The following is a 14,322-nucleotide window of genomic DNA, read 5'->3' as shown; positions in this document are numbered from 1 at the left end:
TCTGGCAGGAGGTCATTCCCTTCTTTGCCTTCCCCAAGGATGTGCGCCGGATCATCTACACCACGAATGCCATCGAGGCTTTAAATTCCAAGCTCCGCCGCGCAGTGCGCGCAAGGGGCCATTTCCCCAACGATGAGGCGGCCACGAAACTCCTGTATCTGGTCTTGAACAGATCGGAGAAAGAGTGGAAAATGCCGCCGAGGGAATGGGCGATGGCGAAATCGCAATTTGCCGTTCTCTTCGCGGACCGTTTCCAGGCCGCGAGGGCGTAAACAGAAATGTTCAACCGCACGCCCGTACACGAAATTCCTGACAGTCCCTGATCGTCTTCCAGAGTGTCCGCTCTCATGTCGAATCGAGCCTGCGTCTATCTTTCTGTCTCTTGCCGTTGCTAAAAAAGCTGGTAATATACTTTGGCTCTTAGCTGGGTGTTTCGCCGAAACGCTCTATGCCGGGTGATTTGCCAGGCTGTACTTGATTGAACGACTTTGGGCGCCGACTTCGATTGGTTTTGTCGGCCCCGGTCTTCGCCTCGGCGCCGACAAAACCAATCGAAGTCGGACGCTTAAGTAAGAGAACTAGAATGGACCACCCCCTGCGCAGCGATGATCAGAAGTCGCTGCGCAGGAGGCTATTCAAGTTGGTTTCCAACGGCTTCACTATCCCAAGACAGAGCAATATCGTCTTCGTTTGCGGTGGCAGCGAACCACATCACATGCGCCGTCGGTTTCAGGATGAATTTGACGCACTTCTGCCTGGCTACGAATTCTTCGAGCCAGAATTTGCGATGCGCAAGTATTGGACCCTCGGAGATAGCGAGCCGTTCGACATTACCACTTTCGAAGAACTGATTGGGAACTTGTCCCACTCAATTGTCATTTTTCCCGAGGCGGCAGGTTCACTCGCCGAAACAGGATACTTTTCTGCGCGGCCAGACATCGCCAAGAAAATTCTGCTAGCGATAAATGCGGCACATCTCGCCACCGACAGTTTCATATCAATCGGACCAGCGAAGAAGATAGCCGACGTTTCTGTGTTTCAACCAAACATTCAGTTCGACTATGACAATCCGAATTTCAAGTTGATTTCGCAAAGACTACTTGATCGAGCTCCGCTTCACTCGACCAGACGAGCGCTACAGATTAAAGCTTTCTCGGACATGGACAGTTTTGAACTCTTTGCGATCATCCAGTCTGTGGTTGCGCTATTGGGCATTGCGACAGTCGACGACATAGAGTTCTTCCTCCGGGGGCTATTTTCTGGACACATTGGAACGTCGAAAACAAAGCAGATTGTTTCAATCCTCGTGGGGTCAGGGCGGCTCGTTGAGACTGGTGACTACGGCCATCTTAAGGCCAGCGACGAAGACAATCTCATTCTAAAAATCAAGGACGGCGCGAAAACCGAACGCGACGTCTTGAAGGTAGACCTCTCGGCAGTCTATTTGGGAGCGGACCAAGACTTCCGCTCATTGCTGGGGGCCTGACATGCTTATCGAACTCCTCAGCAAGACTTCCAATATACCAGAATCCAAGCTTCTCAGCTTGTCATCGACGGCAAGTCGTCGATATAAGATCTACACAATCCCGAAGAGGACCGGCGGCGACAGGTTGATCGAGCACCCCAGCCGAGAACTGAAAGCAATTCAACGCTGGATCGTGCAGGCTTTGTTCGCCCGGTTTCCCGTGCATGAGGCTGCAACCGCCTACCGGAAGGGCACGGGCATCAGAGAGAATGCCGAGCGGCATCGCCAAACCAAGTTCACGAATAGGTATGACTTTTCGAGCTTCTTCCCTTCGTTCTCGCAAGGCCGTGTCCTTTGCTATGTGTCGGAGCAATCTAAGAACCTTGGAATCGAACTCACGCAGCGCGACCTGGACTTTGTCGGAAACATAGTGTGCCGAAACGGTAGGCTTACAATTGGAGCTCCGAGTTCCCCGGCAATCACAAACACAATGATGTTCGAGTTTGATCGCCGTGTGCATGAGGCATGCCAGAGTCGGGAACTCGTATATACGAGATACGCGGACGACATTTTTGTCTCTTCCTTCGGGCCGGGAAAGCTCGAGGGGATGGAGAAGATCATCCTGCAAAGCAAACGCGACATTCCTCACCTTCGGTTGCAGCTGAACCATCAGAAGACTGCGTGCCTCTCGAAAAAGTACAGCAGGAAGGTCACCGGCGTCGTCATTACGCCTCAGCATACATTGTCGGTTGGCAGAGATCGAAAAAGAGAGATTAAGGCCTTGATACATCAATGGGTCAAAGGCGATATTGATCATGAGAAATTTTACTATCTGAAGGGTTTGTTCGCGTTTGCAATTGATATTGAACCAGAGCTAGAGATGCGACTGATGTCTAAGTATGGACAAACGCGAATAGAGCTCCTCAGAAGCGTTGATCCAGATTTTCCAATAGGGATCATTTAAGGGGCTGTAGGGTACCTTCAATTTCAAGTTAGATTGATTTCCGGACAATTACATTCAATGCAGAGAATGTCAGCTTTCGGCCCTTATTTGCCAGTTGGCACTTGGAGCCGCGAACGACCGTTCTCCGACCGTTCTGCCCGTTGGTGTCAGCTGTTTCGAATAGCAGCTTCCGTGCGCCAGGCCGAAGAGCTTGAACGACCGAAATGAGGGCGCAAGGCGGCCGCGTTCGCCCCTCACTCCACGAATTCGACGGCACACCGGGGGAGACCATACTGGTGACTGCCGTTCCACCAAAGGTTGGTGACTGATCGTGCCATCCGATCCTTTGCGTGTTATGAGCAGTCTTGCTCATTTGATTCATACTGCAAGCTGGAGAGACACCATGGGAACCATCGCCGCCATCGTTTTTCTGTCATTGGCCGCGTGGTGGTTCGTGCCTTCGCCCAAGACGGGTATTTCCTGGCTGGGGATGATCTTCTTCGTTCTGGGGCTCATTCCCATCGCCACCATCACCAGCTTTCATCCGCTCATGGTGCTGGCAATCAGGGAGGCGATTGCCAATGCCCCAATCCCGCTCGGTATCGCCGTCATGGCTGTGGGCCATTACCTCGCGACATCGAAGGCGGAGAAGGCTAAAGACTGAGGCCGATGCGGCTGCAGGTCCCCGGTTGACGCCATGAAGGCCCTGCGGCGTCGAGCGTCCCCCCTCAATCCACGAACTCGACCGTCACGCCCGGCGAGACCATCTTGGCGAGTTCGGTCGCGTCCCAGTTGGTGAGGCGTATGCAGCCGTGGCTCTGGGTTCGGCCGATCTTCGAAGGTTCGGGCGTGCCGTGGATGCCGTAGGTGGGCTTGGAAAGCGCCATCCAGACCGTGCCGACCGGGCCGTTCGGGCCGGGCGGGATCGCGAGCACCTTGTTGTTGCTGCCCTGCTGGAAATTGATCTTCGGATTGTAGGTATAGCCGGGGTTCAGCGCCACGCGCTCGACGGTGACGATGCCGGACGGCGAGGGGGTGTCGGCCGAGCCGATGCTCGCCGGATAGGCGGCGACGAGGCTGCCGTCCTCGCCATAGGCGAAGACCTGCTTCTTGCCCTTGTCCGCGACGATGCGGGCGACCTTGCCGGTCTTCGGCTTGCCGGGCTCGACGACCTTGATGATCGTGCCGGGGATGGTGAAATCGACCCCCGGATTGAGCGCGCGCAGGTAGTTCTCGTCCATGTGGAACTTTTCGGCGAGCATTTCCACGGTCGAGGTGTAGGCGAGCGAGGGGAGCTGCGCCTTGAGGCTGTAGTCTTCCGGAATGGAGGCGACATAGGGGCCGGCGGCGTCGCCCGGCGTGATCGTGTAGGCGGTCACCGCCATGCCGCCCGACATGCGCAGGCGTTCGAGGATGTCCTCGGCATTGTTCGGGTCGATGGTCTCGCCGGTCATCTCCTGCCAGGCGACGAGCGCCTTGTTGACGTTCTGGCCCATCTTGCCGTCGATGACGCCGGGAGAGACGCCTTCGCGGTCGAGGAAGACCTGCAGCGCGGTGATTTCGAGCTGCGAGAGATTGCTTTTGACCGGAATGTCCGGCGTGACGATGGTCTGCGGCGCCTGGTCGATCGGCGGCGGCATGTCGGGACCGCCCGACGGCATGTCCGGCAGCGGCTGGTCGAGCGGCGCGCGGTCGACCGTGCCCCGTTCCGGGATCGCGCCGGTGACGACGCCGTCATCCTCAAAGCCGGGGGCGGGGGCGCCGAAATCCTCGTAGACCGGCTCACCCGAACCGGGGTGGCGGCGGGGGAAATAGGTGTCTGCGCGCACTTCGGTGGCGATCACCCGGCCGCTGCGGTCGATGAGCACGCGGCGGCCCATCTGGTCGCGGCTCACCACGACCTCACCCTCTTCGGGCGTATAACCGAGAATGTCGCCTTCCGGCGTGACCAGCAGGGTGTCGCTGCGATAGGGATCGAACCCTTGCGCCTCGGCCGCCGTCCATGCCGCCGTGCCGGCCGCGAGGCTTGCCAGTACCAGTCCTGCTTTCCAGATGTCGGTCACGATGACGGAGTTCCTCAGATGATGTCGGTTGCGACAGACGCGATATCGGCTGGCGCGAACCCGGTGCTGGTCGGGACAGACGCGACAAATTTGACACTAGTGTGGAAAAGGTGAATTCATGGTGAATATTGACCTAATCGTGATCGCCGGCGTGCCGCTTTCCTCCAAGCGGGCGTCGCGCGGCAAACCTTCCAGCAGGAGCAATTCATGATCGAATTCAAAGGGCTTGCCGGCCCTTCGCTGACCCTCGACCGGAGCTCGGTGCTCGACATCGGCGCGTGTATCGTCGACGGCGTCGACCTTTCGCCGGGGCGGGCCATCCCCGACGACGGCGATCCGCGAATCGACCACTCGCTGGAAGGCTTCCTCTTCACCTGCGGACCGGACCACATCCGCCATCCCGAACCGGTCGGCGAGGGGCGCGGCACCTATCCGCTGCATGGTTCCTTCTCGTCGCATCCGACGGAAATCCTTTCCTTCGAGACCGTCGAGGGGAACGCGGAAGCGCGGGCGGTTGTTTCGGTGCGGCTTGCCGACGGCGGCAGTGCCAGGCTCGAGCGGTTCTGGCGGATCGACGGGAAGACCGGCGAAGTGCACCTTTCCGACCGGGTGACGAACACCGGTGCCGCGCCGTTTCCGGCGATGCTCATGTATCACATGAACATCGGCGCCCGGCATTTCGACGACGGCGTGCGGCTTTCCGGCGCCATGCTCGACGGCGGCGGGTTTCCCTGGGCCTTCGGGGCGGACCCCGGCGGGGTCTTCTGCGTGCCGGCGGTCAAGGAGGGCGAACCGTGGGCGGAGGTGCGCCTCGGGCCGATCCAGGCGATCGGCGGCAAGACGCTGCGGGTGCGGTTCCGGACCGACACGCTGCCCTTCCTGCAGATCTGGCGCAACCAGCAGGCGCCGGCGAACGTTCTCGGCATCGAGCCGGTCTCGCATCGCTGGGAGCCGCGCAGCGCGCTTGCCGAGCGCGGCGAACTCGATCTGCTCGCACCCGGCGAGGCGCGCGACTACGCGCTTTCCTTCGCGTTCGTGTGATTGCGGCCGGCGGGCGATTGACGCCCGTCGGGCTTGATCGTAGAGGTTTGTCCCGCATCAGGAAGGGAGAGCCCGCGCCATGGACATCAGGCAGATCGACGAGGAATACTCGGTCACCGGACAGATCACCGTGTCGGACCTCGACACCATTTTCGAACTCGGCTTCCGCTCGGTCGTCTGCCACCGGCCTGACCACGAGGAGCCGGGCCAGCCGCTGTTTGCCGAGATCGAGCGGCGTGCTGCGGAACTCGGCATGAAGATCGCCCACGTGCCCGTCGGCCCGATGGGCGTGACCTCGGAAGCCGTCGCCGGCATGGTCGATGCGCTCGACGATTTCGAGCGGCCGATGCTCGGCTATTGCCGCTCCGGCGCCCGCTCGACGGCCATCTACCAGAAAAGCCTGCAGCTGCGCGACTGAGCGGCTGCCGCCTTCATCCTTCGACATCCAACAGGAGAATTGTCATGAGCATCAAGCGCATCGAACCCGGCGCCCGCATGAGCGGCGCGGTCGTCCACGGCAACACCGTCTATCTCGCCGGTCAGGTCGGCGAGGGCGCGACCGTCACCGAACAGTCGAAGTCGGCGCTCTCCGAGGTCGACCGGCTGCTCGCCGCCGTCGGTTCGGACAAGTCGAAGATCCTGCAGACGATCATCTATCTCTCCGACATGTCGACGTTTGCCGAAATGAACGCCGTCTGGGAAGCCTGGATCGACCCGAAGAACCCGCCGGCCCGCGCCACCAGCCAGGCCGCACTCGCGACGCCGGCCTACAAGGTCGAGTTCGTCGTGACGGCCGCGGTCTGATCGCCACCGTTTCGTGAATGCGGGGCCGGGAGAAATCCCGGCCCTTTTTCGTTTGCACACGTCGCCCTGTGGGTCGGCCGCCGCAGCGGCGGGAGCCCGGGGTCGGTTTTCGGGGATGAGGTGCGCCTGACCTTCGTCAATCTGGGGCAACCTTATGTGCTGCGGGCTTTGCCCTGATCGATATCGCCGACGTGACGACCTTTCACACCGACCCGGAGATGCGGTTTCCTGCTATCATGGCGGTCAAACGAGAGGTCTTTCCCTCCACGTCCTACCCGAACCGGACGGCGGTGCGCCTCAACCGGCTTGCTGGCCTCGACTTCGAAATCGAGGTGATTGCCCGCATTCCGGCCGGGATGTGATGCCGTCTTGTTGCACGATGGTTTCCGGTCGCGTGACTCTACGCAAGCGATAGATCCGAGACGGCGAGGCTGAGTCCGAAGCCGATCAGGGCAACGCCGAAGGCCCGGTCGATCCAGTGGCTGGACCTCAGCAGTCTCCGGCGGAGTGCCGGAGCGCCAAAGAAAAGCGCCACCACGGCAAACCAGAGGATATGTGCCAGAGAGATGAACCCGCCATAGGCGATGCGGGTGAAAAGCGGAGTGGCGCCACCGACGACTTGGGTAAACAGGCTGACGATGAAAATCGATGTCTTCGGGTTGAGGGCATTCGTCCAGAACCCCATCCGGAGCGCGCCGGTATTGGAGAGGGTCAGTGCGCGGGGTGCTATATCGTCGCTGCGCGGGCGGCTCATCAGCATCTTTGCTCCGAGCCAGACCAAGTAGGCCGCCCCCAGGAGTTTCATCACATCAAGAAGCCTGGGGGAATAGCGGATCATTACGCCGATGCCGAGCAGCGTGTAACAGACATGCACCAGCACGCCCGCGCCAATGCCAATCGCCGTGAGCAGACCCGCTTTGTGCGAAAGCGTCAACGAATTGCGCGACACCATGGCAAAGTCCGGTCCCGGACTGATGACGGCGAGAATGGTGATGGTGATGACGGCAAGCCACTCGGTCATGCGAAGCTCCTTTGGAAATACGGTTCGGATAGCGCATTGGCCGCGGGATGAATAACGATGACTTCTGACAAAAAATGTGATTTAAACTGACACATATGAAGCGACCGATCACCTCACTTCCTGCCCTCGAGTGCTTTCGCGCTGCCGCTGCGGTGGAGAGTATCAGCAAGGCTGCAGAGAAACTTAACCTGACGCATGGTGCCGTCAGCCGTGCGGTGCGTCTGCTGGAAGGTGATATCGGAACGGCGCTTTTCACCCGGCGAAATCGTGCGGTTTTTCTGACGGATGAGGGGCGGCGACTGGCACAGGCGGTGACGCACGGGCTCGGGCATATCGAAGCCGCCATACGCGACATCCGTGCGGAGCAGGCCAACGCGCCGGTCACTGTCTCCTGCGAGCCGACATTGATGATGCGTTGGCTGATCCCGCGCATTCCCGATCTCAAGCGGATGCATCCGCAGGCGGATATCAGGCTCGTTGCCGGTGGTGGGCCAGTGACGCTGGGCGAGGGGATCGATCTTGCGATCCGCCGCGACGACTTTCTGCTGCCTGCCGCCTATGCGGCAGAGCCCTTGTTTTGCGAATGGGTAGGTCCCGTCTGCCGGCCGGATCTGCACGAGCGCTTCTTCGATAATGGCCATCTGCGGCCGGGCGCTCCCCTCCTGCACAGCCGCACCCGGATGTCTGCCTGGCAGAGCTGGGCAGGTCTCACCGGCACACCACTCGGCGGACATCCCGATCTCGCCTTCGAACATTTCTATTTCAGCCTTCAGGCGGCGATCGCCGGACTCGGCGTTGCCATCGGGCCCTGGCATCTGGTGCGCGATGACCTCAGTGCCGGCCTTTTGTCATCGCCTGCGGGTTTCTTGAAGGATGGCAGCCGCTATGTCCTGCTCTCGCCCGGCAACGGCCAAGCGAGCCAGGCGCAAACGGTGTTTCGCGATTGGCTGACACAGCTCGCTGTCGCCGAGCCCGGCCCTTCTTCAGGGGAGTAAGCGGGGGCGCAAGCGTCGCCCCATGTCCGCCGCTGTGGTCACGCCTTCTCGCGGATCTGCGTCAGCGTGCGGGCGGGCGTGATCGCCTCGGGGTCGAGCTTGATGTCGAGGATCGCCGGCTTGCCGGAGGCGCGGGCGCGCTCGAAGGCGGCGGCGAAATCCTCGGTCTTCTCCACCACCTCGCCGTGACCGCCATAGGCGCGGGCGAGGGCGGCGAAATCCGGGTTGGTAAGGTCGGTCGCACTGACACGGCCCGGATACTCCCGCTCCTGATGCATGCGGATGGTGCCGTAGATGCCGTTGTTCACCAGGCAGACGATGATCGGCAGGTTGTAGCGCATCGCGGTCGCGAATTCCTGGCCGTGCATCATGAAGCAGCCGTCACCGGCAAAGCAGACGACCTCGCGCTCGGGGAAGAGCTGCTTGGCGGCGACCGCGGCGGGAAGCCCGTAGCCCATCGAGCCGGAGGTCGGGGCGGCCTGCGTGTTGTAGGCGCGGAAGCGGTGGAAGCGGTGGACCCAGGTCGCGTAGTTGCCGGCGCCGTTGGTAAAGATCGTGTCCTTCGCGGTGTTTTCTTCCAGCCATTCCATGATCGGCCCCATATGGACCGCGCCGGGACCGCTCGAGGGCGGCGTCGACCAGGAAAGATAGGCGGCATGCATCGCCTCGGTCCGCGCGGCCCAGACGGGCGACTGCGGTGCCTGAACCGTCTTCAGGGCGGCGACGAAATCCTCGGGCGCGGCGCAGATCGCCAGATCCGGGCGATAGACGCGGCCGAGTTCCGACGGATCGGGATGGACGTGCACGAGGCTCTGCGACGGGTAGGGGACGTCGAGCAGGGTGTAGCTCGAAGACGGCATTTCGGAGAAACGGCCGCCGAGAAGGACGACGAGATCTGCCTCCTTGATTTCCTTCGCCAGCGCCGGGTTGATGCCGATGCCGACGTCGCCGGCGTAAGACGGGTGCAGGTGGTCGAAGAGCATCTGGCGGCGGAAGGAGCAGCCGACCGGCAGTTTCCAGCGATCGGCGAAGTCCTCGATCGCGGCGACCGCGTCCTCGCTCCAGCGGGTGCCTCCGAGGACGAGTATCGGCCGCTCGGCCTTTGCGAGCATGTGCGCGAAGGTCGCGATCTGGGCGGAACCCGGATGGCTCTCGACCGGGGTGGCGGGGCGGGGCGCCGGCGCCTCGACCTCGTCCACCAGCATGTCCTCGGGCAGCGTCAGGACGACGGGGCCGGGGCGGCCGGAGGTCGCCACGGCGAAGGCGCGGGTCACGAACTCCGGAATGCGGCGGGCGTCGTCGATTTCGCCGACCCATTTGGCGAATTCGGTGAAGGCGCGGCGGTACTCGACCTCCTGGAAGGCTTCGCGCTCCTTCATGTCGCGGCCGATCTGGCCGATAAAGAGGATCATCGGGATCGAGTCCTGTCGGGCGATGTGGAGGCCGGCCGAGGCGTTGGTGGCGCCGGGGCCACGGGTCACCATGCAGATGCCGGGCTTGCCGGTGAGCCGGCCCCAGCAGTCGGCCATCATCGCCGCGCCGCCTTCCTGGCGGCAGACGATGGTCTCGATGCCGCTGTCACGCAGCGCATCGAGCACGGCGAGATAACTTTCGCCGGGCACGCAGGACACGCGCTCGACGCCGTTGGCGAGCAGCGCGTCGACGATCAGTTGTCCGCCGGTCTTCTTCATCTTCAAGCCTTTCCTTCGATGTCCGCCAGTTCGGCGAGAACCTCGTCCTGGTGTTCGCCGATGCGCGGGCTCGGCCGTTCGTAGCGCAGCGGGGTCTTCGAGAGCACGATCGGCGTGCGCACGCCCGGAATGCAGTTGCCGTCGGCGTCGTCGAGATCGATGCGCAGGCCGCGCGCCTTCACCTGTGGGTCCTCGAACATCTCGGCGATCGAGTTGATCGGGCCGGCCGGGACGGCATTGCTCTCGCAAGCCGTCAGGAGGTCGCGCTTCTGCCATTTCGCGGTCTCGGCAGAAACGATCCGGCGGACCTCGGCCTTGTTGGCGACGCGCGCCTTGTTGGTCGAAAACCGTTCGTCGTCGGCGGTGGCGGCAATGCCGAGGATGGTGCAGAGGCGCCTGAACTGGCCGTCATTGCCCACCGCGAGGATCAGGTGGCCGTCGGCGGTCGGCACGACCTCATAAGGGGAGATGTTCGGATGGGCGTTGCCGAGGCGGACCGGCGCCTTGCCGGAGACGAGATAGTTCATGTTCTGGTTGGCGAGCACCGCGGCCATCACGTCGAGGAGGGCCATGTCGATGTGCTGGCCCTCACCGGTCTTCATCGCGTGGATCAGCGCCGCCTGGATGGCGGTGACGGCATAGATGCCGGTGAAGATGTCGGCGATCGCCACGCCCGCCTTCATCGGCTGGCCGTCCGGCTCGCCGGTGATCGACATGAAGCCGGACATGCCCTGGACGATATAGTCGTAGCCCGCGAAATTGGCATAGGGGCCGTTCTGGCCGAAGCCGGTGATCGAGCAGTAGACCAGCTTCGGGTTGATCGCCTTCAGGCTCTCGTAGTCGAGGCCGTATTTTTCGAGCCCGCCGAGCTTGAAATTCTCGATCAGGACATCGGCGGTGGCTGCAAGCCGGCGGACGATTTCCTGGCCTTCCTCGCTCTTCAGGTCGACGGCGATCGAACGCTTGTTGCGGTTGGTCGAGTGATAATAAGCGGCCGAAAGGTTCTCGCCGTCCTTGCCTTCGACGAAGGGCGGACCCCAGGCGCGGGTGTCGTCGCCGCCCTCCGGGTTTTCGACCTTGATGACGTCCGCCCCCATGTCGGCCAGCATCTGCCCGGCCCAGGGACCGGCAAGCACCCGCGCCAGTTCGATCACGCGGATGCCGGCAAGCGGCGGGCGGGGTTCTCGGGCTTCGGTCATGCTGCGTCCTCTTTCTCAGGGTCGTTCCACCGGGAGCGATCTTGCTGCTACCGAATAAAGTCCCGCCCTGTCCGCCTCGAAGGGCAGATGCTAAGCATTTGCTATAGCGCCGAAATGTCCATCCGGCACTTGAATTTCGCTCATGGGATCATTCCGTTTCGGACGTTGAAGCGCTCCGCACGGACGATCAGCGGCCGGCGAGCGTACGCTCGGCCCAGTCGGCGAAGTCGGCGATCGCTTCCTCCCGGCCGAACTCGTTCAGCGTCTCGTGGCGCATGTCGTCGTAGATCCGGGTCGTGACGTCGGTGAAGCCGTGGCGTTCGAGACGGCGCCCGAGCCAGGTGATCTCGCGCCCGCCGCGCGTCGCCGGGTCCTTGCCGCCACCGACGAGGTGGATCGGCAGGTGCTTCGGCAGGCGGGCGAGCATGGCCGGTGCCGGCGCGCGAAAGGTGAGCGCGAAGACGTCGCGCCACATCGAGACGCTCGCCTCGAACTGGCAGAGCGGGTCCCGGTCGTATTTCTCGACCTCGGCGCGATCGCGGGAGAGCCAGTCGCTGTCGGACTGCCGGCCGGGAATGGAGCGGCCCCAGGCGCGGAAGGTGGCAAGCGGCAGAATGGTGCTCGGCACGTCCGAGCCTTTCAGCATCTGCTCGGCAAAAAGCACCGCCTCGGCGAAGCGGCCGGCAATGCCGGGGTTGAAGTTGGAATTCCAGACGGCGAGGGCCCGAAAATCCTGCGGGTGGGAGACCGCGGCGTTGAGTGCGATCAGCCCGCCCATGGAATGGCCGAAGAGAAGGACGGGAAGGGCGCCATGGCGGGAGACGGCGAGATCGCGTATCGCCTTGACGTCGGCGATCACCTTCTCGGCGCCACCGGCCGGCGCGAAGCGGCCGAGCGGCGCGCCTTCGGCGATCGTCTCGCCGTGTCCGCGGTGGTCGTGGGCATAGACCGCAAAGCCGCGACCGGCCATCGCCTCGGCAAAGCCGCGGTAGCGGCCGGAATGCTCGACGAGGCCGTGATTGACGAGCAGGATGGCGCGCGGCGTGCCCTCCGCCGGCGCATGATGATAGGCGAGCCTGGCGCCCGAAGGTGCCTCGTGAAAATCGGTCGTCTCAAACATCCGGAGTCTCGTTGTTCTGGTTGCGCAATGTGTTCGTTATTGCAATCTTAAGTTATTTTTGCTTGATCTCGGGCCATTGACTGTGTGGCGTTCCGACCAGCCGTGCTTGCTCCGCGAGTCTTGCCGGATTTGGTCCTTCGGTGTCAACGAGAGCCCGGCCTTTGCCGGCGAGGTGGGGAATGGTCGACGCGACGAAATCATCGGGGGTGAGCCGCGGGGCGGAAACATCCGGCCGGATGACGCTCGTCTTGATCGCCTTTGCCGTCGCGGCGCTGCTGACGGCCTTCGATATCATGGATAGCCGCTTTTACTACCGCGACATCGACGATCTGCTGAGGTCGCTGCAAATCCGGACGCTTCTCGACAGAGGCGGCTGGTACGACCTGACGATCCCGGCGATCCGGATGCCGGAAGCCTATGTCTCTCCGTGGTCGCGTCTCGTCGATCTGCCCTATGTCGTTCTGACGCTGCTGACGCAGCCCTTTCTCGGTCGCGAAAGGGCGCTGGCCTTCGCCTTCCACGTCTGGCAGCCGGTAATGCTGGCCGGCTTCTGCTGGCTCGCGGTCGCCATGATGCAGCGCATCGCCGGGGAGGACGGCCGCGTGCGCCCGGTGCACGTCATTGCCGCGTTCGTGATGATGCCGCTCTCGCTCTGGGAATTCAGTCCCGGCCGGATCGATCACCACAACGTCCAGCTCCTGCTGCTGATGCTGGCACTTTACGGCGTCTCGCTGTGGTCGGCGGCGGGCGGTATGCTGGCGGGGCTCGCCTGCGTCCTCTCCGTCGCCGTCGGGCTCGAATTGGCACCCGTGGTTCTGATCGTGATGCTCGGCGTCGGTGCGGCCTGGGTCTTCGGCCTTGCAGGCAGCGGACCGGTGCAACGCGCGCTTTCGGCATCGGTCGCAGTTCTGACGCCGGCTGCGGCCCTGCTGCTGATCGGGCCCGGCGAGATGCTCGCCACGCGGTGCGACGCCTTCTCCGCGCCCTATCTCGCCGCGCTCACCGGCTATGGCGCGATCAGCTTCGCGGCCGCCCATTTCGTCCGCGAGGCTCGTCCCGTCGCCCGCCTCGCCGCCGTCGTCGTGCCGGGCGTCGCACTCGCCCTTCTGCTCGCCTTCGGCTTTCCGGCCTGCCTGCACGGCCCGTATCAGATGATAGACGCCCAGCTCCACGCGCTGTGGCTCGACCGGGTCCAGCAGGAAAAGACGTTCCTCGACTTCTATGCGGCGGGCGAGACGATCAAGGTCGTCTGCCTCGGCCTGATCGCGATCGTCGCCGCAGCCGCCCTGCCGTTCGTCTGGCGGCGGTCCCGACAGGGGCAGGCAGCCGTCGCCATCGTCTATTCCGTGGCTGTCGCCCTGTTGCTGATGACGCTGTTGCAGACGCGGTTCATCCGCTTTCCGGGCGCCTGCGTGATGCTCTTCCTGCCGGTCGTATGGGCGGAGATCGGGCGGCGGAATGTCGCCGTCGCCCGAGCGACGGCCGCGGCGACGCTCGTGGTGCTGGTCGGCGGCTACGGCCTGTACCGGCTGGTGCCGGTCGAGCCATTCCGCCCCGACGTCGTCGACTATCTGACCTTCGACACCTGCACCGGCGTGGATGTGAGCGCGCTCGCATCCGTGCCGCCGGGGCGGATCATGGCGCCGTCTTCGCTCGGTCTCGACATCGCCGGCAGGCTGCCGGAGGGCATGAGCGTCGGCGCGATCTCGTTCCACCGCGCGGCGCCGGGGCTCAAGCGCATGTTCGACCTCTTCGTCTCGACGGAGGGCGCCGTCCGCCGGGAAGCTGCCGCTCCCTTCGACTATGTCGCCGTCTGCCGCTATCCGATCGTCGGCTATGTCCCGAACGACACGCTCTACGCCACGCTGGCGCGCGGCGGGGAGTGGCCGGGGTTCGTCAGGATCGTCGATTCACTGAAAGACGGCTTCCAGCTTTTCCGGATCGACCACCAGGCGCTCCGTTGACGCCAACCGGCCGGCA

At 63.0% G+C, this 14,322-nt stretch carries 14 protein-coding genes and 1 pseudogene; 10 read left to right on the top strand and 5 right to left on the bottom strand.

Annotated elements, in window-relative coordinates; all coding sequences use genetic code 11:
* The 4 genes and pseudogenes from NHF53_RS24285 to NHF53_RS11835 form a co-directional block, all read left to right on the top strand.
* Positions 1-131 (top strand): annotated as a pseudogene (locus tag NHF53_RS24285) (transposase); the annotation flags it as partial.
* Positions 132-583: 452 nt separating this feature from the next.
* On the top strand, positions 584-1,486 hold the full coding sequence (locus tag NHF53_RS11845) for a retron St85 family effector protein (RefSeq protein ID WP_252834338.1): 903 nt from the start codon (positions 584-586) through the stop codon (positions 1,484-1,486).
* A 1-nt stretch (position 1,487) separates the two neighbouring features.
* Positions 1,488-2,429, top strand: a complete 942-nt coding sequence (locus NHF53_RS11840) for a retron St85 family RNA-directed DNA polymerase (RefSeq protein WP_252834337.1) — start codon at positions 1,488-1,490, stop codon at positions 2,427-2,429.
* Between the two features lie 382 nt (positions 2,430-2,811).
* A complete protein-coding gene (locus NHF53_RS11835) occupies positions 2,812-3,072 on the top strand; it encodes a hypothetical protein (protein ID WP_252834336.1) in 261 nt (86 codons plus the stop codon).
* Between the two features lie 64 nt (positions 3,073-3,136).
* Here NHF53_RS11835 and NHF53_RS11830 read toward each other — a convergent pair whose 3' ends face one another.
* Positions 3,137-4,471 carry a L,D-transpeptidase gene (locus tag NHF53_RS11830; RefSeq protein WP_374591091.1) on the bottom strand — a complete coding sequence of 445 codons (1,335 nt, stop codon included), beginning with the start codon at positions 4,469-4,471 and terminating at the stop codon, positions 3,137-3,139.
* Between the two features lie 207 nt (positions 4,472-4,678).
* Between NHF53_RS11830 and NHF53_RS11825 the strand changes: the two genes are divergently transcribed.
* From NHF53_RS11825 to NHF53_RS11810, 4 genes are all read left to right on the top strand, one after another.
* Complete coding sequence (locus tag NHF53_RS11825) at positions 4,679-5,512, top strand: aldose 1-epimerase family protein (RefSeq protein WP_252834335.1); 834 nt, start codon at positions 4,679-4,681, stop codon at positions 5,510-5,512.
* A gap of 79 nt (positions 5,513-5,591) precedes the next feature.
* Positions 5,592-5,930, top strand: coding sequence for a TIGR01244 family sulfur transferase (locus tag NHF53_RS11820; protein WP_114361412.1), 339 nt, complete (start codon positions 5,592-5,594; stop codon positions 5,928-5,930).
* A 44-nt stretch (positions 5,931-5,974) separates the two neighbouring features.
* On the top strand, positions 5,975-6,316 hold the full coding sequence (locus tag NHF53_RS11815) for a RidA family protein (protein ID WP_252834334.1): 342 nt from the start codon (positions 5,975-5,977) through the stop codon (positions 6,314-6,316).
* 191 nt (positions 6,317-6,507) lie between these two features.
* Entirely contained in the window at positions 6,508-6,678 is a 171-nt protein-coding gene (locus NHF53_RS11810) for a Rid family hydrolase (RefSeq protein ID WP_374591088.1), read from the top strand.
* 38 nt (positions 6,679-6,716) lie between these two features.
* Here the strand turns inward: NHF53_RS11810 and NHF53_RS11805 are convergent, their stop codons facing one another.
* Positions 6,717-7,337: a LysE family translocator gene (locus NHF53_RS11805; RefSeq protein WP_252834333.1), complete on the bottom strand. Its 621-nt coding sequence runs from the start codon at positions 7,335-7,337 to the stop codon at positions 6,717-6,719.
* A 95-nt stretch (positions 7,338-7,432) separates the two neighbouring features.
* On the opposite strand from NHF53_RS11805, the gene NHF53_RS11800 reads away from it, so the two are divergent.
* Positions 7,433-8,332, top strand: a complete 900-nt coding sequence (locus NHF53_RS11800) for a LysR family transcriptional regulator (RefSeq protein ID WP_252834332.1) — start codon at positions 7,433-7,435, stop codon at positions 8,330-8,332.
* Between the two features lie 38 nt (positions 8,333-8,370).
* Here NHF53_RS11800 and NHF53_RS11795 read toward each other — a convergent pair whose 3' ends face one another.
* The 3 genes from NHF53_RS11795 to NHF53_RS11785 all read right to left on the bottom strand — a co-directional run bounded on the left by NHF53_RS11795 (position 8,371) and on the right by NHF53_RS11785 (position 12,342).
* Entirely contained in the window at positions 8,371-10,023 is a 1,653-nt protein-coding gene (locus NHF53_RS11795) for a thiamine pyrophosphate-binding protein (RefSeq protein WP_252834331.1), read from the bottom strand.
* Between the two features lie 2 nt (positions 10,024-10,025).
* Positions 10,026-11,222 (bottom strand): CaiB/BaiF CoA-transferase family protein, encoded by a 1,197-nt coding sequence (locus NHF53_RS11790; RefSeq protein ID WP_252834330.1) that lies wholly within the window; start codon positions 11,220-11,222, stop codon positions 10,026-10,028.
* A gap of 187 nt (positions 11,223-11,409) precedes the next feature.
* The gene (locus NHF53_RS11785) at positions 11,410-12,342 is read right to left on the bottom strand and encodes an alpha/beta fold hydrolase (RefSeq protein WP_252834329.1); all 933 of its coding nucleotides are present in this window, start codon (positions 12,340-12,342) and stop codon (positions 11,410-11,412) included.
* A gap of 179 nt (positions 12,343-12,521) precedes the next feature.
* Here NHF53_RS11785 and NHF53_RS11780 point away from each other — a divergent pair, with 179 nt between their 5' ends.
* Positions 12,522-14,306 carry a hypothetical protein gene (locus tag NHF53_RS11780; protein WP_252834328.1) on the top strand — a complete coding sequence of 595 codons (1,785 nt, stop codon included), beginning with the start codon at positions 12,522-12,524 and terminating at the stop codon, positions 14,304-14,306.
* The last annotated feature ends 16 nt before the right edge of the window (positions 14,307-14,322 follow it).

The sequence above is a fragment of the Ciceribacter sp. RN22 genome (genome assembly GCF_024054295.1).
Lineage (GTDB): Bacteria > Pseudomonadota > Alphaproteobacteria > Rhizobiales > Rhizobiaceae > Allorhizobium > Allorhizobium lividum.
Note: the sequence above shows the minus strand (reverse complement) of the source record. Positions and strands in the feature narration are given on the sequence as shown.

Coding starts and splice junctions, on each gene's coding strand:
- NHF53_RS11845 (WP_252834338.1), top strand. CDS start 584: ATGGACCACCCCCTGCGCAGCGATGATCAGAAGTCGCTGCGCAGGAGG.
- NHF53_RS11840 (WP_252834337.1), top strand. CDS start 1,488: ATGCTTATCGAACTCCTCAGCAAGACTTCCAATATACCAGAATCCAAG.
- NHF53_RS11835 (WP_252834336.1), top strand. CDS start 2,812: ATGGGAACCATCGCCGCCATCGTTTTTCTGTCATTGGCCGCGTGGTGG.
- NHF53_RS11825 (WP_252834335.1), top strand. CDS start 4,679: ATGATCGAATTCAAAGGGCTTGCCGGCCCTTCGCTGACCCTCGACCGG.
- NHF53_RS11820 (WP_114361412.1), top strand. CDS start 5,592: ATGGACATCAGGCAGATCGACGAGGAATACTCGGTCACCGGACAGATC.
- NHF53_RS11815 (WP_252834334.1), top strand. CDS start 5,975: ATGAGCATCAAGCGCATCGAACCCGGCGCCCGCATGAGCGGCGCGGTC.
- NHF53_RS11805 (WP_252834333.1), bottom strand. CDS start 7,337: ATGACCGAGTGGCTTGCCGTCATCACCATCACCATTCTCGCCGTCATC.
- NHF53_RS11800 (WP_252834332.1), top strand. CDS start 7,433: ATGAAGCGACCGATCACCTCACTTCCTGCCCTCGAGTGCTTTCGCGCT.
- NHF53_RS11795 (WP_252834331.1), bottom strand. CDS start 10,023: ATGAAGAAGACCGGCGGACAACTGATCGTCGACGCGCTGCTCGCCAAC.
- NHF53_RS11790 (WP_252834330.1), bottom strand. CDS start 11,222: ATGACCGAAGCCCGAGAACCCCGCCCGCCGCTTGCCGGCATCCGCGTG.
- NHF53_RS11785 (WP_252834329.1), bottom strand. CDS start 12,342: ATGTTTGAGACGACCGATTTTCACGAGGCACCTTCGGGCGCCAGGCTC.
- NHF53_RS11780 (WP_252834328.1), top strand. CDS start 12,522: ATGGTCGACGCGACGAAATCATCGGGGGTGAGCCGCGGGGCGGAAACA.